The organism is Polaribacter sp. (assembly GCF_039939415.1).
Lineage (GTDB): Bacteria > Bacteroidota > Bacteroidia > Flavobacteriales > Flavobacteriaceae > Polaribacter.
The window spans coordinates 63,789-85,183 of record NZ_JBDVJE010000007.1; the positions used below are offsets into that span (position 1 = coordinate 63,789).

General features: G+C 29.0%; 17 protein-coding genes. 8 read left to right on the forward strand and 9 right to left on the reverse strand.

What is annotated here, in order from left to right:
* Positions 1–60 precede the first annotated feature (60 nt).
* The 7 genes from ABJG40_RS01245 (at position 61) to ABJG40_RS01275 (ending at position 10,426) form a co-directional block, all read left to right on the forward strand.
* Positions 61–2,553 (forward strand): BamA/TamA family outer membrane protein, encoded by a 2,493-nt coding sequence (locus ABJG40_RS01245; protein ID WP_348022760.1) that lies wholly within the window; start codon positions 61–63, stop codon positions 2,551–2,553.
* A gap of 96 nt (positions 2,554–2,649) precedes the next feature.
* Positions 2,650–3,717, forward strand: a complete 1,068-nt coding sequence (fbaA, locus tag ABJG40_RS01250) for a class II fructose-bisphosphate aldolase (protein WP_348022761.1) — start codon at positions 2,650–2,652, stop codon at positions 3,715–3,717.
* Between the two features lie 163 nt (positions 3,718–3,880).
* On the forward strand, positions 3,881–4,738 hold the full coding sequence (accD, locus tag ABJG40_RS01255) for an acetyl-CoA carboxylase, carboxyltransferase subunit beta (protein ID WP_348022762.1): 858 nt from the start codon (positions 3,881–3,883) through the stop codon (positions 4,736–4,738).
* A 154-nt stretch (positions 4,739–4,892) separates the two neighbouring features.
* The gene (gene rpsO, locus ABJG40_RS01260; protein ID WP_348022763.1) at positions 4,893–5,162 is read left to right on the forward strand and encodes a 30S ribosomal protein S15; all 270 of its coding nucleotides are present in this window, start codon (positions 4,893–4,895) and stop codon (positions 5,160–5,162) included.
* Positions 5,163–5,403: 241 nt separating this feature from the next.
* Entirely contained in the window at positions 5,404–7,644 is a 2,241-nt protein-coding gene (locus tag ABJG40_RS01265; RefSeq protein ID WP_348022764.1) for a polyribonucleotide nucleotidyltransferase, read from the forward strand.
* Positions 7,645–7,744: 100 nt separating this feature from the next.
* Complete coding sequence (folK, locus tag ABJG40_RS01270) at positions 7,745–8,869, forward strand: 2-amino-4-hydroxy-6-hydroxymethyldihydropteridine diphosphokinase (protein ID WP_348022765.1); 1,125 nt, start codon at positions 7,745–7,747, stop codon at positions 8,867–8,869.
* 69 nt (positions 8,870–8,938) lie between these two features.
* Positions 8,939–10,426: an OmpA family protein gene (locus ABJG40_RS01275; RefSeq protein WP_348022766.1), complete on the forward strand. Its 1,488-nt coding sequence runs from the start codon at positions 8,939–8,941 to the stop codon at positions 10,424–10,426.
* A gap of 149 nt (positions 10,427–10,575) precedes the next feature.
* Here ABJG40_RS01275 and gldC read toward each other — a convergent pair whose 3' ends face one another.
* A complete protein-coding gene (gene gldC / locus ABJG40_RS01280; protein WP_348022767.1) occupies positions 10,576–10,911 on the reverse strand; it encodes a gliding motility protein GldC in 336 nt (111 codons plus the stop codon).
* Entirely contained in the window at positions 10,911–11,870 is a 960-nt protein-coding gene (gene gldB / locus ABJG40_RS01285; protein WP_348022768.1) for a gliding motility lipoprotein GldB, read from the reverse strand. The genes gldC and gldB overlap by 1 nt, the downstream gene beginning before the upstream one ends.
* Before the next feature lie 59 nt (positions 11,871–11,929).
* On the opposite strand from gldB, the gene nadE reads away from it, so the two are divergent.
* Positions 11,930–12,718 (forward strand): NAD(+) synthase, encoded by a 789-nt coding sequence (gene nadE / locus ABJG40_RS01290; RefSeq protein ID WP_348022769.1) that lies wholly within the window; start codon positions 11,930–11,932, stop codon positions 12,716–12,718.
* A gap of 266 nt (positions 12,719–12,984) precedes the next feature.
* Here the strand turns inward: nadE and ABJG40_RS01295 are convergent, their stop codons facing one another.
* The 7 genes from ABJG40_RS01295 to ABJG40_RS01325 all read right to left on the reverse strand — a co-directional run bounded on the left by ABJG40_RS01295 (position 12,985) and on the right by ABJG40_RS01325 (position 21,251).
* Positions 12,985–13,116, reverse strand: a complete 132-nt coding sequence (locus tag ABJG40_RS01295) for a hypothetical protein (RefSeq protein ID WP_348022770.1) — start codon at positions 13,114–13,116, stop codon at positions 12,985–12,987.
* A 103-nt stretch (positions 13,117–13,219) separates the two neighbouring features.
* Complete coding sequence (gene dnaG, locus ABJG40_RS01300) at positions 13,220–15,259, reverse strand: DNA primase (protein WP_348022771.1); 2,040 nt, start codon at positions 15,257–15,259, stop codon at positions 13,220–13,222.
* Positions 15,260–15,527: 268 nt separating this feature from the next.
* Entirely contained in the window at positions 15,528–16,766 is a 1,239-nt protein-coding gene (gene clpX / locus ABJG40_RS01305) for an ATP-dependent Clp protease ATP-binding subunit ClpX (RefSeq protein ID WP_348022772.1), read from the reverse strand.
* A gap of 71 nt (positions 16,767–16,837) precedes the next feature.
* Complete coding sequence (clpP, locus tag ABJG40_RS01310; RefSeq protein ID WP_348022773.1) at positions 16,838–17,500, reverse strand: ATP-dependent Clp endopeptidase proteolytic subunit ClpP; 663 nt, start codon at positions 17,498–17,500, stop codon at positions 16,838–16,840.
* A 160-nt stretch (positions 17,501–17,660) separates the two neighbouring features.
* The gene (gene tig, locus ABJG40_RS01315) at positions 17,661–18,983 is read right to left on the reverse strand and encodes a trigger factor (RefSeq protein ID WP_348022774.1); all 1,323 of its coding nucleotides are present in this window, start codon (positions 18,981–18,983) and stop codon (positions 17,661–17,663) included.
* Between the two features lie 86 nt (positions 18,984–19,069).
* Entirely contained in the window at positions 19,070–19,426 is a 357-nt protein-coding gene (locus tag ABJG40_RS01320) for a phage holin family protein (protein WP_348022775.1), read from the reverse strand.
* Positions 19,427–19,508: 82 nt separating this feature from the next.
* Positions 19,509–21,251, reverse strand: a complete 1,743-nt coding sequence (locus ABJG40_RS01325) for a polysaccharide lyase family 7 protein (protein ID WP_348022776.1) — start codon at positions 21,249–21,251, stop codon at positions 19,509–19,511.
* Positions 21,252–21,395 lie beyond the last annotated feature (144 nt).

The window sequence follows — 21,395 nt, forward strand, 5'->3', positions numbered from 1 at the left end:
TAAATAGAAATAAAACCGTCGAAAAATACTATTTTTGATTTTGATAGCATTGCTAAATTAATGAAAAAACTTTCTTTATTCTTTTTATTTATACTCATTTTCGCTTCATGTAATTCTACAAAACATGTTGCTGAAAATAAACACATGCTTACACAGAACTATATTTTTGTAGATAGTGTTAGAAATAAGAGTAGTGATATACAGAGATACATACTACAAAAACCAAATCCAAGATTTTTAGATTTACCTTTTGCTTTGTATTTACACAATATTGGTAGCTATGACAAACCTAAAACCCCATCTGAATGGGGTGAAAAAAATCCGAAATCATATAATTTTATAAAAAATATTTTTTCAGAAAAACAAAGTATTGGGTATGCTAACTCATTTATTAGCTTAAATAATTGGTTTTTAAATTACAAAGGACCAGAAATTATAAACCCAAGTAAAGTAAAAAGAACAGAAGATAACTTATGGGCTTATTATAAAACACAAGGTTATTTTAAATCTAAAGTAAATTCTATTATTAATAGATATAATGACAAAAAAGCTACAGTAGAATATCATATAACCAAAGGAAAACCAACTCTATTAGATACCATAAAATTTAAAATAGAATCTAAAGTGCTAGATTCTATTTATAAAAAATCTGCTACCTCTTCACTATTAAAGTCTGGAGACCAATATAATGATAGAACATTTAGAAATGAAGCCAGTAGAATTTTAAAACTTTTTAGAAATAGTGGCATTTACCACTTTAACGAATCTGCTCTAGGGTTTTATGTAGACTCTACTAGAACAGATTTTAAAACAAATGTAGATTTTTTAATTTCGGGCAGTAGATTAGAAGAAAAAGATGGAAATTATGTAAACAAACCTTTTAAAGTTCAAAAAATTACTACTGTAAATGTAATTACAGATTATTCTTTCTCAAAAAAAGGAAAAACCTACAAAGATACTATTACCTATAAAGGAATTAATTTTTTAGCTTTTAATAAAGTTAAATACAATCCAAAATATTTATCACAATCTATCTTTTTAAAACCAAATAAAATCTACAAAGACACATTAAGAAACCTTACCAGAAATCACTTAAAATCTCTTAAAAATTTTAAATCTACAAATATTTCATTTAGTGCTATTCCAGGTAAAGAGAATGAACTTAATATGGATGTTTTTTTAGCTCCAATAGAAAAATACACATTAGGTTTAGAAACAGAAATAACTCATTCTAACATCAGAAATCTTGGTTCTTCTGCTAAATTTTCTATAACAAATCGAAATGCTTTTAAAGGAGCAGAATTGTTGAAGCTATCTTTTTTAGGATCTTATTTTACTTCTAATACTGGCCCAGGTTGGGAGGTTGGTACAGATGCCTCATTAGAGTTCCCTAGATTTGTAGCTCCTTTCGGATTAAGTAAATTGGTTCCTAAAGAAATGTCTCCACGAACTTTATTTTCTATTGGTTCTAGTTTTCAAAAAAATATAGGTTTAGACAGACAAACATTTACTTTTTTATCTGACTATAAATGGCAGTTTAATAGTAAAAAAACAATTCAATTAGAAATTTTTAACACACAATACATACAAAACTTAAACATTGGTAATTATTTTGACATCTATAGTTCAGAATTTTCTAATTTAGATGATGTTGCAGAGGTTTATGATGAAGTTAATAACACAACTACAAATTTAGATAAATCCGACGCAAGTACAAGCGTCTCTTTTATGAATACTGTTAACTCTAATAAAACAAATTTCCAATCTACTAACCCAGATGAGTATAATTCAGCATTAAATATCTTAAATAGATATAATATTGTAACATCAGATTTTTTAATTCCTACTATAGCTTATTCATTTACGTACAATAATCAAACAAAATTTAATGATAATAATTTTTCTTTTTTTAAAATAAGAATTTCTAATTCTGGAAATGTTTTAGGCTTTATCTCAAAAGAAACAAATGCAAATAACAAAAAAACATTTGCGAATATACCTCTAGCACAATATTTTAAAACAGATATAGAATACAAAAAATTTTGGGATGTTGGTCTAAATTCAGTTTTTGGTTTTAGAACTTTTTTAGGAGCAATTATTCCTTACGACAATTCAGATATTCCTTTTACAAAAAGTTATTTTGCTGGTGGTTCTAATGACATTAGAGCGTGGCAAACTTATGAGCTTGGACCAGGAACAAGAAATACAGGTTTAGAATTTAATGTAGGAAGTTTAAAATTACTTACAAGTGCAGAATACAGGTTTAATGTTGTTAGTAAATTAAAAGGAGCTCTTTTTATAGACGCTGGTAACATTTGGGATATTACAGGGTCTAGTTTAGTTGATGAAAAATCTAAATTTAGCAACCTTTCTTCATTAAAAGATATTGCCATTGGCTCTGGTTTTGGTGCAAGATTAGACTTTAGTTTTTTAATTCTTAGATTTGATATTGGCTTTAAAACCTACGAACCATATTTAACTGACAACAAATGGCTTAAAAACTACAACTTTAAAAATGCTGTATATAATATTGGTATTAACTACCCTTTTTAAGGCAGTAAAACCTATAACGTTTTCGTTGTTTTATTCCTTTTTAATGTTGTATTTTAGTACTTTTGATGAGTAATTAACGATTAAAATAAACAAAACATGAGTCATAATATAAAACCAGGTGTTGCAACCGGAACAGAAGTTCAAGATATTTTTAACTTTGCAAAAGAAAAAGGATTTGCTTTACCTGCAGTAAATGTTGTTGGATCAAATACAATTAATGGAGTTTTAGAAACTGCTAGAGACCTAAATGCACCAGTAATTATTCAATTTTCTAATGGAGGAGCTCAATTTCAAGCAGGAAAAGGGTTATCTAACGAAGGCCAAAAAGCAGCTATTGCTGGTGGTATTGCAGGTGCAAAACATATTCATGAATTAGCAATTGCTTATGGTGTACCCGTTATTTTACACACAGACCACTGTGCTAAAAAATTATTACCTTGGATTGATGGGTTACTAGACGCTTCAGAAAAATACTTTAAAGAAACAGGTAAACCTCTTTATAGTTCTCATATGATAGATTTATCTGAAGAACCAATTGAAGAAAACATCGAAATATGTAAAACATACTTAGCAAGAATGAGCAAAATGGGTATGACTTTAGAAATTGAGTTAGGAATTACTGGAGGAGAAGAAGATGGGGTAGATAATTCTGATGTTGATGTATCTAAATTATATACTCAACCAGAAGAAGTTGCATATGCCTATGAAGAGTTGTCAAAAGTTTCTTCTCAATTTACAATTGCAGCAGCTTTTGGTAACGTACATGGTGTATACAAACCAGGAAATGTAAAATTAACACCAAAAATTTTAAAAAATTCGCAAGAATTTATTACTAAAAAATATGGTGTAGAAGAAAATCATATCGATTTTGTATTTCATGGAGGTTCTGGTTCTACACAAGAAGAAATACAAGAATCAATTGGTTATGGAGTAATTAAAATGAATATAGATACTGATTTACAATTTGCTTTTACTGAAGGAATTAGAGACTATATGCAAGGTAAAGCAGATTACCTAGCTACTCAAATTGGTAATCCAGATGGAGCAGATCAACCTAATAAAAAATATTACGACCCAAGAAAATGGTTACGTGAAGGTGAAGAAACTTTTAAAACACGTTTAAAACAAGCATTTGCAGATTTAAACAATGTAGACACTTTATAAAAGCTACCATTTTAAAATAAAAAATAAGCACTTTGATTTCTCAAAGTGCTTATTTTTTGACTTTATATATCAAAAAGTGAACTTTAAAGAAAAAACTTTTACATTTGTAATTCTAAATTTTTAATATTCAAATTTAGAAACAACCTAAAACAAAACAACTAGTATGGCTTGGTTTAAAAGAACGGATAAAGGAATACAAACTTCTACAGAAGATAAAAAAGACACTCCAAAAGGTTTATGGTACAAAACACCTAGTGGAAAAGTAATAGATACAGAAGAATTAAAAAGAAACTTATATGTTAGTCCAGAAGATGGTTACCATGTAAGAATAGGAAGTAAAGAGTATTTTGAATTGTTTTTTGACGGTAATAAGTTTAAAGAATTAAATACAAAATTAACTTCTAAAGATCCATTAAAATTCGAAGACACAAAAAAATATCCAGAAAGATTAAAAGCTGCACAAACTAAAACGAAGTTAAATGATGCTGTAAGAACAGCTGTTGGTAAGTCTTTAGGTAAAGATTTAGTAATTGCTGCTATGGATTTTGCTTTTATTGGTGGTTCTATGGGATCTGTAGTTGGAGAAAAAATTGCTAGAGCAATTAATTATTCTATAGAACATAAAATTCCTTTTTTAATGATTTCTAAATCTGGAGGTGCAAGAATGATGGAAGCATCTCTTTCTTTAATGCAATTAGTAAAAACATCTGCAAAACTTGCACAATTAGCAGAAGTTAAAATACCTTATATTTCTTTATGTACAGATCCAACAACTGGTGGTACAACAGCTTCATATGCTATGTTAGGTGATATTAACATTGCAGAACCAAATGCATTAATTGCTTTTGCAGGACCTAGAGTTGTAAAAGATACAACTGGTAAAGATTTACCAGAAGGATTTCAAAAATCTGAATTTGTTTTAGAACATGGATTTTTAGATGCAATTTACGAACGTAAAAACTTAAAAAAACAAGTAAACTTGTATATAGATTTAATCCAAAATATACCTGTAAGATCATAAATACAAAGCCAGCAAATACTGGCTTTTTTATTTTTTATTTAAAACCTTTAAAGAACAACTTTTGTTAGGTCTTAATTCAAAAAAATAATCATATATTTGCAGCTTCAATGAAAACATCATTGATATACATAAAAATCATTTAAATAATATTGGAATGTATTTAACAAAAGAAATTAAAGAAAGCATCTTCGAAAAACACGGTAAAGGAAAAAACGACACTGGTTCTTCAGAAGGGCAAATTGCATTGTTTACACACAGAATTAACCACTTAACTGAGCACTTAAAAAAGAATCGTAAAGATTTTAACACAGAGCGTTCATTAGTAATGTTAGTAGGTAAGCGTAGAAGTTTATTAGATTATCTAAAGAAAACTGATATTGCTAGATATCGTGCAATTATTAAAGAATTAGGAATTAGAAAATAATTCTTACAAAAAAGAGGCTCTATAAACGTGCCTCTTTTTTATTATGATAAATTCTCGTAGCCAGCTACAAGACAATAAATTATCTTTCTTTCGAAAGTAGAAATTAAAAGTATTTAATTCTGACTAACAAACAGAATTTATATAAAAAAATCAAAAATAGTAACAGCATTTTTGAATTTCCATTGCAACAACAGACAACAACACAACAAAACACAAATTAAAAAATTTAGAATTAAAATTTATGATTCCAAAAGTATTTAGAGAGGTTATAGACCTTGGAGATGGAAGAACTATCTCATTAGAAACCGGTAAATTAGCAAAACAAGCACACGGTTCAGTTGTTGTACAAATGGGTAAAGCAATGTTGTTATGTACAGTAGTATCTAGCTACAATGCAGGAACAGTAGATTTTTTACCTCTAACAGTAGATTATAGAGAAAAATTTGCAGCTGCAGGTCGTTATCCTGGAGGTTTCTTTAAAAGAGAAGCAAGACCAAGTGATGGAGAAGTATTAACAATGCGTTTAGTAGACCGTGTTTTACGTCCATTATTCCCAAAAGATTATCATTCAGAAGTACAAGTAATGATCCAATTAATGTCTCATGATGAAGACGTTATGCCAGATGCATTAGCAGGTTTAGCAGCATCAGCAGCAATTCAATTATCAGATTTCCCTTTCGAATGTCCTATTTCTGAAGCACGTGTTGCAAGAGTAAATGGCGAATTCGTTATCAACCCAAGTAGAGCACAATTAGCAGAATCTGACATTGATATGATGATTGGAGCTTCTGCAGATTCTGTAATGATGGTTGAAGGTGAAATGGATGAAATTTCTGAAGAAGAAATGGCAGATGCTATTAAGTTTGCACATGAGTCTATTAAAATTCAATGTGCTGCTCAAGTAAAATTAGCAGAAGCTTTCGGAAAGAAAGAAACAAGAGAATACGAAGGAGAAAGAGAAGATGAAGAATTAGCAACAAAAATAAATGACTTTTGTTACGACAAATGTTATGCTATTGCTAAGAAAGGAACTTCTAAAGTAGAGCGTACTAATGCTTTTGCAGAAGTAAAAGAGGCATTAAAAGCTACTTTTTCTGAAGAAGAATTAGAAGATTATGGTGATTTAGTTGGAAAGTATTTTAATAAATCTCAAAAAAATGCAGTTAGAGAATTAACTTTAGCTGAAGGTTTACGTTTAGATGGTCGTAAGACTGATGAAATTAGACCAATTTGGTGTGAGGTAGATTATTTACCTTCTACACATGGTTCTTCAATATTTACACGTGGAGAAACTCAAGCATTAGCTACAGTAACTTTAGGAACATCTAGAGAAGCTATGAAAATAGACATGCCATCTTATGAAGGTGAAGAAAATTTCTATTTACATTATAACTTCCCTCCTTTTTGTACAGGTGAAGCTCGTCCTTTAAGAGGAACTTCACGTAGAGAAGTTGGTCATGGTAACTTAGCTCAAAGAGCCTTAAAAGGAATGATTCCTGACAGTTGCCCTTATACTGTAAGAGTTGTTTCTGAAGTATTAGAATCTAACGGTTCTTCTTCAATGGCAACTGTTTGTGCTGGTACAATGGCATTAATGGATGCAGGGGTTCAAATGACAAGACCAGTTTCTGGTATTGCTATGGGATTAATTTCTGATGGAGATCGTTACGCAGTTTTATCTGATATTTTAGGTGATGAAGATCATTTAGGTGATATGGATTTTAAAGTGACTGGTACTGCAGAAGGAATTACTGCTTGTCAAATGGATATTAAAGTAAAAGGACTTTCTTATGAAATTTTAGTAAATGCATTAAAGCAAGCAAGAGATGGTCGTTTACATATTTTAGGTAAATTAACTGATACTATTACAGCACCTAATGAGGATGTGAAAGATCATGCACCTAAAATGATTAATAGAAGAATTCCTAATGAATTGATTGGTGCGTTTATTGGACCTGGAGGTAAAAACATTCAGGAATTACAAAAAGAAACTGAAACTACTATTGTAATTACTGAAGACCCAGTTACAGAAGAAGGTATCATAGAAATTTTAGGTACAAAACCTGAAGGAATTGAAGCAGTAATAGCTAAGATCGAATCTATGTTATTCAAACCAGAAAAAGGTTCTGTTTACGAAGTAAAAGTAATTAAAATGTTAGATTTTGGTGCGGTTGTAGAATATACAGAAGCTCCAGGAAACGAAGTTTTATTACACGTAAGTGAATTAGCTTGGGAACGTACAGATAACGTATCTGACGTTGTTAAAATGGGAGATATTTTAGATGTAAAATACTTTGGTATTGACCCAAGAACTCGTAAAGAAAAAGTTTCTAGAAAAGCAATTTTACCAAAACCAGAAGGTTTTGTTGAAAGACCACCAAGAGATAATAATCGTGGAAGAGACAATAGAGGTAGAGATAATCGCGGACGTGACAACAGACGTGATGACAGAAAACCTAGACAAGAGAAAAAAGAAGATTAATTTCTTATTTTTATAATTTTAAAAATCGCCAAATATTTTGGCGATTTTTTTTGTTTAAAACCCAATAATATAAATGCTTTTATTTTCTTTGTAACTCTTTATGAAAATCCAACGCAATACATATTTATCATTAGGTACTAACCAAGGAAATAAGGTTGAAAACCTTCAAAAAGCCATTCATTTAATAGAAGACAGAATTGGTGATATTCAAAAAATCTCTTCTGTATATCAAACTCCTTCTTGGGGATTTGAAGGAAATGATTTCTTCAATATTTGTATTAAAGTTACTACTGACTTAGAATCAGAAGAATTGATAAGCTCTTTGTTAGAAATAGAAGATGTATTAGGGAGAAAGCGAACATTAAAGGACGGTTACCAAAATAGAAATATTGATATTGATATTTTATTAATTGATGATGAAATTATATTTTCAAAAAAATTAATTGTACCACATCCGAGAATGTTACAACGTAAATTTGTGATGATTCCTCTTTCAGAAATTGCTCCTTGTAATATTCATCCTATAGAAAAAAAACAAATTTCTACTTGCCTTAAAAATTGTGATGATTCTTCTGAGGTATCACTAACTTCAGAAAAATTAATAAGACCAATTCCTCTATCAGAAAAATATAACTATATAGCAATTGAAGGTAATATTGGAGCTGGTAAAACATCACTAGCAAATATGATTTCTAATGAATTTAATGCCAAGACAGTTTTAGAGCGTTTTGCAGAGAATCCATTTCTTCCAAAATTTTATAAAGATAAAGAAAGGTATGCATTTCCATTAGAGATGAGTTTTTTAGCTGATCGATATCAACAACTTACCGATGATTTAGCACAATTCGACTTATTTAAGAACTTCATTGTTTCTGATTATTATATTTTTAAATCTTTAATATTTGCACAAGTAACTTTACAAAAAGAAGAATATCTTTTGTATCGAAAAATGTTCGATTTAATGTATAAAGAAATTACAAAACCAGATTTATATATCTATTTATTTCAAAACACAGATCGATTATTATTAAACATAAAAAAAAGAGGCAGAGATTATGAACAAGGTATTGAACCTTCTTATTTAAAAAGGATTCATAGTGGGTATAAAAATTTTATAAACACAGAAAAAAAACTCAACACTTTAATAATAGATGTCTCTGAAATGGATTTTGTAAAAAATATTGAAGATTACAATTACATTATTAATAAAATTAAGCATTATTAAAAAAAAAATTATATTTTTGCTGAAATAATTTAGTTCCCCCCAAAATAACAAAAACAAAATCACATAAAAATGAGGAGAATTTTTTTATTTGTTCTTTTTAGTACTTTCTTAGTAGCAAATTCTTTTAGTCAATTTACAACAGACGAAATTACTTACGGAAATAGAATCGACTTAGAAAACAGCAACAGTTGGGCTATAGGAGGTGGTTTCAGTAACTTTATAATGCATGGAGATTTACGTTCTGTAGGTACTGGAGACGACCAAGTTTACTTGAATTTTGGAGCTTTTATAAATGTAGACAAAATGTTTAACCCTTTACTAGGTTTAGAAGGTAAACTATTTTACTCTCAAATGTCTGGTGGTGCTCAATACTTCTCTACATCTTCTGGATATAATATTTTATACACCAGTGATGATGCAGGATTAATACAAGACAATATTTATTTTGAAGGTCATACATTTGGTGCCGAATTAAATCTAATATTTAGTTTTACAAACCTATATCAAACTACAGCAAGTAAATGGCATGCTGCGGGTTATTTTGGCGTTGGATATCACAATTATAATAGTAAATTACTAGAGAGACTTGAAAATACTGATGATAGAGTGTTAGTAGATTTTGGAGATAACCCAACTAGAAATAGTGCAAGTTACGCTAGTTCTATATACCTATCTGCCCAATTTGGTCTAAAAAGAAGAATAAGTAAACGTGTTGACCTTGAATTTAGAACAGGAATGTATTTCAATTACGAAGATCATTTAGATGCAGCTATTTCTAACAAACAAGATTGGGAAACATTTTTTGTTTCTAGTATAGGTGTTTCTGTAAAATTAGGTAAGAAAAAAATCTTTACAATTTGGGGTGATGAAAATAGTGGTAGTAGAAATAATTTTAAAATTGTTGATACAGATAAAGATGGTGTAATGGATCAATTAGACATTGAACCTAATACTCCTGCAGGTGTAATGGTATATGGTAATGGTAAAGCTGTAGACTCTGATAAAGATGGTTTACCTGATTACAAAGATAAATGTCCTTTAGAATATGGCCCTATCTCAAATGAAGGTTGCCCACTTAATGTTGACTCTGATGGTGATGGAATTATGGATGGTGAAGACTTATGTCCTAATACTCCAGGAGTAGTTGAAAACAGAGGTTGTCCTAAACAAGAAGCCGTTACTCAAAATAATAGTAATGTTACACAACAAATTGGCTTATTAGCAGCAAGTATCTATTTTGATACAAATAGTGATAGAATTAAAACAATCTCTTTTGCTACGATAGATAAAATTATCAACTTAATGAAAAAAGTACCAAATGTTAAATTTGTTATTGAGGGTCATACAGATGATAGAAATAGTGATAGATACAACTTGTATCTTTCTCAAAGAAGAGCAGCAAGTGTTAGAAAATACATGGTAAAACAAGGTATTGCTACTGACAGATTAGAATCTAAAGGTTATGGAGAATCTAGACCTAAGTTCTCTAACAGTAATGCTGGTGGAAGACAATTAAATAGAAGGGTAGAAATAAAACCAACAGGTTCTATAGAATAAAAACCTAAAATATTATTTATAAATTAAAAAAGAGACTACTTTGGTAGTCTCTTTCTTATTAGTATAATTATAAAATATTAAATTTTTACATAACAAAACGGCCTTCTAAATAATTTAGAAGGCCGTTTGTATTAATATAGAAATTCTTCTTATTTTTTTAACTCTAATTTTTCTGCAAAATAATCACAAAAATCACGCATGGTAGCACTCATTTTCTGATCATCTGTAGCTCTTTCAAATGTATCTGCCATAGAAACTAATGTTTGATGATAAAACTGTTTCATTTCATCTACTGGCATATCTTTAGTCCACAAATCCATTTTTAAAGTATCTTTTTTCTTATGATCCCAAACAGAAATCATAATTGATTTAGATTCTTCATTATTAATTCCTCCATCTTTTGCGGTCCAAGAAATTTCTTCTGGAACTTTATTTTCATCTAAACCAACATGAAAAGTTATTTGTGAATTATGTTTTACTGACATTATTTTTTAGGTTTATATTTTGATTTTTTAAATAATTCTTCTGTATCAATAGTAATTAATTCTTGCAAAGATACATCATTATTTTGCATAAAAGACCTCACTATTTGCCATCCTAACCACACACCTATTTTACCCGGAGATTGTCTATCATTTTCTAAATAGAATTTAGAAAAGGGTGCATTGTCTATAAACCTTTTATTAAGTTTTGTTTCTGTACTAAATAATAACTTTCTTTCTATAAAATATTTCCATATATCTTCTTGATTTTCTATAGCCCATTGCAATTTTTCTTGAGTATAACCAATCTTTAGTTTATCAGAAATTTCAGGAAGATACAGATCTAATAAAAACATTTTTTTCCCTTCATGAATTATTTTATCAATAAAACGTCTATTAGATACTGGTTTTATTTGTTTTTCTATTATTGAGTTTGCAACATCAACTATTATGTTTTCTTGTGTATTGTTCTCTTTTATATATTTTGGATAATCAGAATAATATTTGTGCTCTTTTCCTAAATAAGAATCTAATGATATAAATAATAAACTGTCTGCATAAATAATTCTATTCTCATAATCTATATTAGACAAAATTGTAACAACTTTTGGGGTTTTAAATTTTGCATTATAATATTTAATATGCTTAAAAACAGAAAATAATTGAGTTTCTAAAAAAGAAATATTTTTGTATATTTTTTGGCTTTCTATAAATAATTCTTGTTCATCATTATTGTTAATTTTAGAAATAGCAATACTATCTGTAAATGATTTTGGAAACAAAAAAGGGTATTTATTTTTTACAACCTGTAATTTTTCTTTTGATGCATTATAAAAATCTACTTCATAACGTTTAATTAATAAATGTACATCAATGCTAGAAATATCTACTTTGTATGAATTTTTCTTACTACAAGAAAGAATACTTAATAAAATTAAAAAAACTATTACAACAAATCTCATAAACTTTGTATCTTGCTATTAGAATTATAAAACGATAAAAATACTAAAATAGTTTATCAATGAATACTCAAAATGTTGCAGAATACATTATAAAATGGTTAAAAGAATATGCAGAAAATGCAAAAGTAAAAGGTTTTGTAGTTGGGGTTTCTGGTGGAATTGATTCTGCCTTAACATCAACATTGTGTGCAAAAACAGGTTTTCCTACTTTATGTGTAGAAATGCCAATTCATCAAGCAGAAAGTCAAGTTACAAGAGCTCAAGAGCATATATCTCAATTAAAAAACAAATTTGACAATGTTTCTGATATTAGAGTTGACCTAACTTCTACATTCGAAGGTTTTAAAAACGTGGTTCCCGAAACTGAATTTTCTGCGAAAGTAGATTTGTCTTTAGCAAATACAAGAGCAAGGTTAAGAATGACTACGTTATATTATTTAGCAGGTGTTAATAGTTTCTTGGTGGCAGGAACTGGAAATAAAGTTGAGGATTTTGGAGTTGGTTTTTACACTAAATATGGTGATGGAGGTGTAGATTTAAGTCCGATTGCAGACTTAATGAAATCTGAAGTATATGAGTTAGCTGCTTTTTTAAACGTTCCTAATTCTATACAAGTAGCACAACCTACAGATGGATTATTTGGAGATAGTAGAACAGATGAAGATCAAATTGGTGCTTCTTATGATGAATTAGAATGGGCTATGAACATGCAAGATCAAGAAAAAAGTGAAAATGATTTTACTGGAAGAGAATTAGAAGTTTTTAAAATATACTCTAGACTTAATAGAATTAATCAACATAAAATGTTGCCTATACCTATTTGTGAAATACCAAAAATTTTGAAATAGAAACATAAAAATCCTTAATAAGATAATTAAGGATTTTTTATTTAAAGAAAATTTGCTGAAATCATCTTATTTTTAATTCTTGCAGAAGCTTTTTTCTTAGAACCCCAAATAATTTCGAATGGTAATAAAATAAATAAGCATATAATTTTTAACAATTCAATAAATCTTTTCATTTTCTAATTATCTTTACATTTATTAGATACAAAAAAAACAAAAAAGTCACATATTATAAATATGTGACTTTTCTGTTTTATGGAATTAATTTTCTAAAGTAAATTTGCTGCAACCATCATTTTTTTTATTCTCATATAAGCTCTTTTTTTAGAACCTTTAGATATTTCAAATGGTAATAATAAAAACAGTTGTAAAATTTTTAACAATTGTAAAATTTTTTTCATAGTACTGAGGATTTTTCTTTAAGCGAGTGCAATATACAAAAAAACAAATAAAATAGTATTTTATCCTATAGGGGAAAACACCCGAATTTACAATTTTATACTATTAGACAACTCTATTTAACTTTTCAAAAAGCCTCATTTTAAGGCTTGTATAGTTTTTTATAACCTCTAAATCTATTATTGCTTCTTTATTTTCTCTAGCCTCTTTCATTAATTCATCAATTTTTTCACCAATTAAAACCCTTCTTAAATTATAAACAACATCGTTAACATCTTTAGCTAAAACCTCTATTGCAGATTTTACTTCAATATTTTGACCTTCCCAATTACTTAGCTGTCTATTTGGGTTTTCTTTTTCCATTAAAATAGAAGTTACTGTAGAAGAAATATCTGTGTTTTTATGATTTATTAAATCATCAATATTTAATTTTTCTAACTGATTTAACTGATGTATAATCTCATTATAAATTTCTTGAAAAAGTACATTAGAAAATTCTATTTCGTCTTCATGTAAATGCACATATATTTCTGCAGAAACTGTGTTTTCATATTTTCTAACACCTATTTTTTCTCTACCCTCATCATCAACATCTATTACTTCTTCTAAAAATTCTACTTGTTCATTACCATATAAAAGTAAAATTTTAATTATCTCACTTTCTAAAATTGATAGTTGATCAATTTTTTGAGTAGAAACTGATCTGCCTTTAACCAAACCCATTTGCGCTTGTTCCATTTCCATAAAATATTCTGGAGGTGGTTGATTTGGATCTTGTGCTGGTTGATTTTGTTGCTGTTGATATCTATTTTGTTGCTTATTTACTTTGTTCTTATCCTGAATTTCTTTCTTTAATAACTGAGCCAATTCGCTAAACAATACTCGCTCTGAAATTTCCATGATTCTAGAACATTCTTGTACATAAACTTCTCGTTGAATACCGTCTGGAATTTTAGAAATACTTGTTACAATATCTCTAATTACTCCTGCTTTTTTTATAGGATCGTTATTAGAATCTTTTAATAAAAGAGAAACTTTAAAGTTGATAAAATCTTGCGCCGAATTTTCTAAATATGCTTTTAAATCAGCATCAGAATTTGCTTTTGCAAAACTATCTGGATCTTCTCCATCAGGAAACTGAACTACTTTTACATTCATTCCTTGCTCTAAAATCAAATCGATTCCACGAATAGAAGCTCTAATTCCTGCTGCATCACCATCAAAAAGAACAGTAATATTTTTTGTTAATCTATTAACCAATCTAATTTGATCTGATGTTAAAGCTGTACCAGAAGATGCAACAACATTTTCTATACCAGATTGATTAAATGAAATAACATCTGTATATCCTTCTACCAAAAAACAATTGTCTTGTTTTGCAATTTCTTTTTTAGCTTGATAAATTCCATACAGAATTTTACTCTTATGGTAAATATCACTTTCTGGTGAATTTAAATATTTTGCAGCTTTTTTATCGGCAGTTAAAATACGACCACCAAAACCTAAAATACGGCCAGACATAGAATGTATAGGAAACATTACACGTCCTTTAAAACGATCGAATTGTTTGTTTTCTTTTACAATAGTTAAGCCTGTTGATGCTAAGTACTTTAAATCATAACCTTTATTTAAAGCTGCTTTTGTAAAATTATCCCACTCATCTATACAATAACCTAAATCGAATTTTTTAATGGTTTCTTCTCTAAAACCACGTTCTTTAAAATAGGATAAACCAATCGCTTTTCCTTTATTAGAGTTTAGCAAAATATCATGAAAGTAGTCTTTGGCAAAATTAGATACCATAAACATACTTTCTCTTTCATTCATCTGCGCTTTTTCTTCTGATGTTTGCTCAGTTTCTTCAATTTCTATATTATATTTTTTTGCTAACCACCTTAATGCTTCTGGGTATGAAAAGTGTTCATGCTCCATTAAAAAAGAAACTGAGTTCCCTCCTTTTCCTGTAGAGAAATCTTTCCAGATTTGTTTTACTGGTGACACCATAAATGATGGTGATTTTTCGTCTGTAAACGGACTTAAACCTTTAAAGTTACTTCCTGCTTTTTTTAGCTGAACAAATTCACCAATAACCTCTTCTACTCTTGCAGATTCGAAAATACGGTCTATAGAACTTCTTGATATCATTAATTAAATTTATTGGAAAGGGATAACAAATATAAGAATTAGAACTTTTGTTTTTTATAATTCTAAAATGAAAAACTTCAAAGATTTTGATACTGAGTAAATTTTCAGCACAACTTTCTTTGAAGTTTTTTGTATTCTAAAAGAAAATTTTACAAACTTCCTTTTTTAGTTAGCAATACGCGTTAAGGATTGAAACGGCATCCTTTTTTCTTTTTCGGAAAAAAGATACAGTGAAAAGCCTGACCTGAAAGGAAACGCCAATAAAAAATTATGAAGCGGCTTTTAACTTCTTTAATGTTGTATTTGTTAATTTTGCTTCTGCATATTCTTTAGTTACGTTAAATTCTTTTTCGTCTGAACTTGGTAAATCGAACATGGCATCTGTAAAAATTGCCTCGCATAAAGAACGTAATCCTCTTGCGCCTAACTTATATTCTACTGCTTTTTCTACAATATAATTTAGTGCTTCTTCTTCTATTGTAAAAGCAACATCATCCATTACAAACAACTTAGCATATTGTTTGATGATTGAGTTTTTTGGTTCTGTTAAAATAGCTCTTAGCGTTTTAGCATCTAATGGATTCATGTAACTTAAAACAGGTAAACGTCCAATAATCTCTGGTATTAACCCAAAAGATTTTAAATCTATTGGTGTAATGTATTGTAATAAATTTTCTTCATCTATTTGATCTTCTTCTAAAGAAGCGCCAAAACCAACTGCTTGTCTATTTAAACGTTTACTTATCATTCTATCGATTCCAGAAAATGCGCCTCCTGCAATAAATAAAATATCTTTGGTGTTTACTTCTATAAATTTTTGTTCTGGATGTTTTCTTCCTCCTTTAGGTGCAACATTTACTACAGAACCTTCTAAAAGTTTTAATAAAGCTTGTTGTACTCCTTCTCCAGAAACATCTCTAGTTATTGATGGATTATCTCCTTTGCGTGCAATTTTATCTATTTCATCAATAAAAACAATGCCTCTTTCTGCTTTTTCTACATCGTAATCTGCTGCTTGTAACAACCTACTTAAAATACTTTCTACATCTTCACCTACATAACCTGCTTGTGTTAATACAGTTGCATCTACAATAGAAAAAGGTACGTTTAGCATTTTTGCAATTGTACGTGCCACCAATGTTTTTCCTGTTCCTGTTTCACCTACTAAAACAATATTAGATTTTTCTATTTCTACATCATCTTCTTGGTCTTTATCTTGTAAAAGTCGTTTGTAATGATTGTAAACAGCAACAGCCATTGCTCTTTTAGTTTCATCTTGACCAATGATATATTGATCTAAAAAGTTTTTAATTTCAATAGGTTTTTTTAGCATTAGGTCTTTAGACAAATTGCTAGATTTTGCTTCTGATATTTCTTCTAGAACAATACCATGTGCTTGCTCTATACATTTATCGCAAATATGTGCATCCATACCTGCGATTAGCAAGTCTGTTTCTGCTTTTTTTCGTCCGCAAAATGAACATTCTAAGTTTTCTTCTTTCGACATCTATTATGGTTTTTGGTTGATGGTTTTTAGTTGATGGAGGTTACCAAAAAATAAAAACCATCAACTAACAACTATTTTTTTCTTGCTAAAACTTCATCAATCATACCGTAAGCTTTTGCCTCATCTGCTTTCATCCAATAATCTCTATCAGAATCTTCTTTTACTTTATCAAAAGATTGTCCTGAATGATCTGAAATAATATCATATAGTTCCGTTTTTAACTTCCCTATTTCTTTAACAGTAATCTCCATATCAGACGCTTGTCCTTGTGCACCTCCCATTGGTTGGTGAATCATAATACGAGAATGTGGTAATGCAGAACGTTTTCCTTTTGCTCCCGCACACATTAAAACGGCTCCCATAGAAGCTGCCATTCCTGTACAAATTGTAGCAACATCTGGCTTTATAAACTGCATTGTATCGTAAATACCTAAACCTGCATAAACTCCTCCTCCTGGAGAGTTAATGTAAATTGAAATATCTTTATTAGCATCTACACTTTCTAAAAACAATAATTGAGCCTGAATAACATTTGCTACTTGATCATTTACCCCTGTTCCTAAAAAGATAATTCTATCCATCATTAAACGAGAAAAAACATCCATTTGAGTAATATTCATTTGACGTTCTTCCATAATATATGGCGTTAAACTACTTGTAATTTTACCTAAATATGTACTATTTATTCCTTGATGCTTTGTTGCGTATTTTTCGAACTCTTTTCCGTAATCCATTTTCGTGATTTTGTTTTAAGTTTAATATTGTAAATATAAGAACTATTTCTTACTATTTTGTTTCCGTTAGTCGCTAAAAAAACCTGAATTTAACAATTCAGGTTTTTTAATTAAGTTCTAGACTGTGCTTGAACAGACATTCAAAAAACAGTCTTTACTTTTATTTATAAACCTCTTTTACGAAATCTTCGTAAGAAAGTTCTTTAGATTTAAATTTCATATTCTCTTTGTAAAAAGTCAATAATTTTTGACTGATTAATTGAGATTGTAATTTTTGAGCTTCTTCTTGGTTTTGTAAGATTCTACCAGCAATATCATCTAATTCTTTTTCTTCTGGATTCATGTTACCAAACTGAGCCATTTGCTGACGGATAAATACTTTTGCATAATCTACCAATTCTTGATACTCTAATTTGATGTCATTATCTTTCATAATCTTACCTTCGATTAATTGATAACGTAATCCTTTTTCAGATTTTTCATATTCAGTAGCTGCTTCATCTGCAGTTAATGCTTTTTCTCCTGCAGTTGCTAACCATTTTTTTAAGAAATCTGCTGGTAAATCAAACTTTGTATTTTCTACTAAATGCTCTGTTACAGCATTTAATAATTGTTGATCTCCTTGTTGTAAGAATTGCTTTTCTGCGTCTTCTTTAATTTTATCTCTTAACTCTGTAACAGAATTTACAGAACCATCTGCAAATAATTTATCGAATAATTCTTTGTCTAAATCTGCAGGTTCTGTTTTAGTAATTTCTTCTACAGTTAAAGTAACTTTAATATCTAAGTCTTCTATTGCATCTGCAGAAACACCTAAAATGTGTTGTAATTTATTATTATCTTCAAATAATTTCTTAGTATCTAATTCAATAACATCACCAACTTTTGCTCCTATAACTTTCTTTTCGTTTTTCTTCCCTTTAAGGTCATTTACTAAAAAAGTAGATTTTTTGTTGATTTCTTTCTCTTCGTTTACAAAAGTACCTGTTACATTAGAATGCTCTGTTGCTTCTTCTAAAGAATTCATTTTACCGTAACGAGTTTGAATATTCTTAACTTCTTCGTCAAGTAATTCTTCTGTAGCAACAATATTATATTGTTTTATTTTGTTTTTTCCTTTTAAATCAATTTCAAATTCTGGCACTAAACCTAATTCGAATTCGAAAGAAAAAGTGTCTGCATCCCAGTTAAAATCTTCTTCAATTCTTGGGATTGGATTTCCTAAAATATCTAATTTTTCTTCTGTAATAAATTTATTTAAAGAATCTTGCAAAAGCTTGTTAACTTCATCTATCATTATAGATTTACCATATTGCTTTTTAATCATTCCCATTGGCACATGTCCTTTTCTAAAACCAGGAACATCAGCCTTTTTACGATAATCTGTTAATAATTTTGTTACTTTTGCTTGATAATCATCAGCAACGATATCTACTTTTACAACTGCGTTTAACGCATCAATGTTTTCTTTTGTAATATTCATTTCTTGTTCTCTTATTCTTTAAAAAATCGAGTGCAAAATTAATGATTTTTATTGATTGCACAAATGTTTAAATACTTCTATTTCAGTTATTTTAATGATTTCTTATCTTCTTTTAATAATGAAAATAAAGCTGACCTAAAAATTGACAGTAAAACGCTGAATAATAGGGCTGCAAAGAAACCAGATACTGCAAAACCACTTACTAAATTACCTGCCAATAAAATGATACATGCATTAATTACAAACAAGAATAATCCTAAAGTTACAATTGTTGCCGGCAATGTAAAAAAGATTAATAGTGGTTTTACAAACATATTTAGTAACGAAATTACAATAGCTACAATAATTGCAGATGTATAACCCGCTACTGTTATTCCTGGTAAAATATTAGCTAAAACGATTACAGCTAAAGCTGTTAGTAATATTTTTAAAAATGTTTTCATTTTGATATTTTTAGTATAGTTTATTAAAAGCGAAAACTATACCAAATAAAAAAAACATGAAGAAATGGCAGATTTTAAAAAATTACTTTTTTACAAAACGTTTAATAACCGACTTAGAATTACTCGAAAACTTTAAAAAATAAAGGCCCGTTTTTAAATTCGAAATATCTAAATTTTCATCTTGTAAAGGCATACTTAAAATTAATTTACCTAATTGATCATACATTTTTAAAGTATTAAATTCTTGTGTATTGCTTACTTTTATATTGTTATAGGCAGGATTTGGCCATAAATTTATGTTCTTATTAATTAAAATATCTGATTCTAGACTTAGTGTTGTTGCTTCATAAGCTCTAAATTCTAATAAACTTACCCAAGACCCTGTATAAGCATCTGCTCCTGTAACTGTAATTTTAATAAAACGCCCTTCAACTCCTGTAAATACGTCTAGTATAGGACTTGATTCTGTTCCTGCAGTTGTATTATTTGATCTATCTACAATTTCTGTATAAATACCGTCTTCAGTATCAGAAATTGATACCGAATATTTATACGCCCTATCTGAATAACACACAACTTCTGTTCTTTCAATAGGATATTTTTTACCTAAATCTATGATTGCTGCTTGTGGAAAACCTGACACAGACCATCTTGTAGAAGTTAATCCGTCAACTAAATTTTCTACTTTATTATCTCCATCATGAACACCTGTTCCTTTTAATGGTTTATTTAATGTTAAGTTTGCACCAAAAGTATCTTCTATTATACTAACCATAATTGTATCGGTATAACCTCCATCATCTGTAGTTACTGTAATAATTGCAATTCCGGTAGTTTTTGGTGTTACAATTCCGGTAGAACTTACTGTTACAATTGATGTATCTGAACTACTATAGCTTACACTTTTATTTGTTGCAGCTTCTGGAGTTATTAACGCAGTAAGTTGGTATGTACTACTTTGTGAGAGATTTAAAGGATTAGGTGACAATGAAACACCTGCTACTGCTACTTCATCATGAACAACAGAAAAATCATATACTAAAACTTCTCCATAATTATTTGGGTCATCAGTATCAGTTCCTTCTTTTTCGGCATTACTTTGTGTATAGTTACCTATTTTAAAGTACGTTTGATCATAATCTAAATCCATTACATAATCATTTAAACCATCTTTTACCAAGTATGCATCTGCATTACCATTTTTATAAGCTGTAAATAAATTATTGTCTTCAGAATAATAACAATAATGCTTACCATCTTCTACAACAAAAATAACTTCATGTTTTGTACCTAAAATGTAATCTGCTTTAATAGTTAAATTTTCTCTTAACTTTCCTCCATTAAAAGATAAAAAAAGATGTGAATCTTCTAATCTTAACACCATAGCATCATCTATACCATCGTCTTTATTACCATGTATTTGTGTTGCTACTAAATGAGATTTGTTTATTGGCAAATGTGTAATTGCTTGTTTAACATACACCATATGCTTGCCCTCTGTAGTCCAATAAATATCTTTAGAACCATCTGTTTCACGTTCTCTTAACTCTGAACGAATGTAACTTGAGTTAGGAGTTGTTCCATTATCACTTCTAACGGGTGCTTTAAAAACAATTGCATCTCCTGTATTATTTAAATAAAAATATTCGTTATTTTCTTCTGAACATAAAGTTTTTACTTCTTCTCCATTCGGATATGTAATTTTCCATTGATTGCAATTACCTATCAAATCTGCAGGTTTTTGAGCAAAAAATGGAGTTATTAAATTAGTTAATAAAAAACAAAAAACTATTAAATAACGATGATTTTGTATGTTATTCTTCATAAATTAATTTGAAAATTTTTAAACTAAAAACCAGTAAATTGGTTAACCAATTTACTTTTACGCAAATTAAGAATAAAAAGAGAAATACAAATAAATTGGTTAACCAATTTATTTAAAAAAACTCTCAATATATTTAATCCTATT

Coding starts and splice junctions, on each gene's coding strand:
- nadE (WP_348022769.1), top strand. CDS start 11,930: ATGAATACTCAAAATGTTGCAGAATACATTATAAAATGGTTAAAAGAA.
- rpsO (WP_348022763.1), top strand. CDS start 4,893: ATGTATTTAACAAAAGAAATTAAAGAAAGCATCTTCGAAAAACACGGT.
- ABJG40_RS01265 (WP_348022764.1), top strand. CDS start 5,404: ATGATTCCAAAAGTATTTAGAGAGGTTATAGACCTTGGAGATGGAAGA.
- ABJG40_RS01245 (WP_348022760.1), top strand. CDS start 61: ATGAAAAAACTTTCTTTATTCTTTTTATTTATACTCATTTTCGCTTCA.
- folK (WP_348022765.1), top strand. CDS start 7,745: ATGAAAATCCAACGCAATACATATTTATCATTAGGTACTAACCAAGGA.
- ABJG40_RS01320 (WP_348022775.1), bottom strand. CDS start 19,426: ATGAAAACATTTTTAAAAATATTACTAACAGCTTTAGCTGTAATCGTT.
- ABJG40_RS01275 (WP_348022766.1), top strand. CDS start 8,939: ATGAGGAGAATTTTTTTATTTGTTCTTTTTAGTACTTTCTTAGTAGCA.
- clpP (WP_348022773.1), bottom strand. CDS start 17,500: ATGGATTACGGAAAAGAGTTCGAAAAATACGCAACAAAGCATCAAGGA.
- ABJG40_RS01325 (WP_348022776.1), bottom strand. CDS start 21,251: ATGAAGAATAACATACAAAATCATCGTTATTTAATAGTTTTTTGTTTT.
- gldB (WP_348022768.1), bottom strand. CDS start 11,870: ATGAGATTTGTTGTAATAGTTTTTTTAATTTTATTAAGTATTCTTTCT.
- fbaA (WP_348022761.1), top strand. CDS start 2,650: ATGAGTCATAATATAAAACCAGGTGTTGCAACCGGAACAGAAGTTCAA.
- tig (WP_348022774.1), bottom strand. CDS start 18,983: ATGAATATTACAAAAGAAAACATTGATGCGTTAAACGCAGTTGTAAAA.
- dnaG (WP_348022771.1), bottom strand. CDS start 15,259: ATGATATCAAGAAGTTCTATAGACCGTATTTTCGAATCTGCAAGAGTA.
- accD (WP_348022762.1), top strand. CDS start 3,881: ATGGCTTGGTTTAAAAGAACGGATAAAGGAATACAAACTTCTACAGAA.
- gldC (WP_348022767.1), bottom strand. CDS start 10,911: ATGTCAGTAAAACATAATTCACAAATAACTTTTCATGTTGGTTTAGAT.
- ABJG40_RS01295 (WP_348022770.1), bottom strand. CDS start 13,116: ATGAAAAAAATTTTACAATTGTTAAAAATTTTACAACTGTTTTTATTA.
- clpX (WP_348022772.1), bottom strand. CDS start 16,766: ATGTCGAAAGAAGAAAACTTAGAATGTTCATTTTGCGGACGAAAAAAA.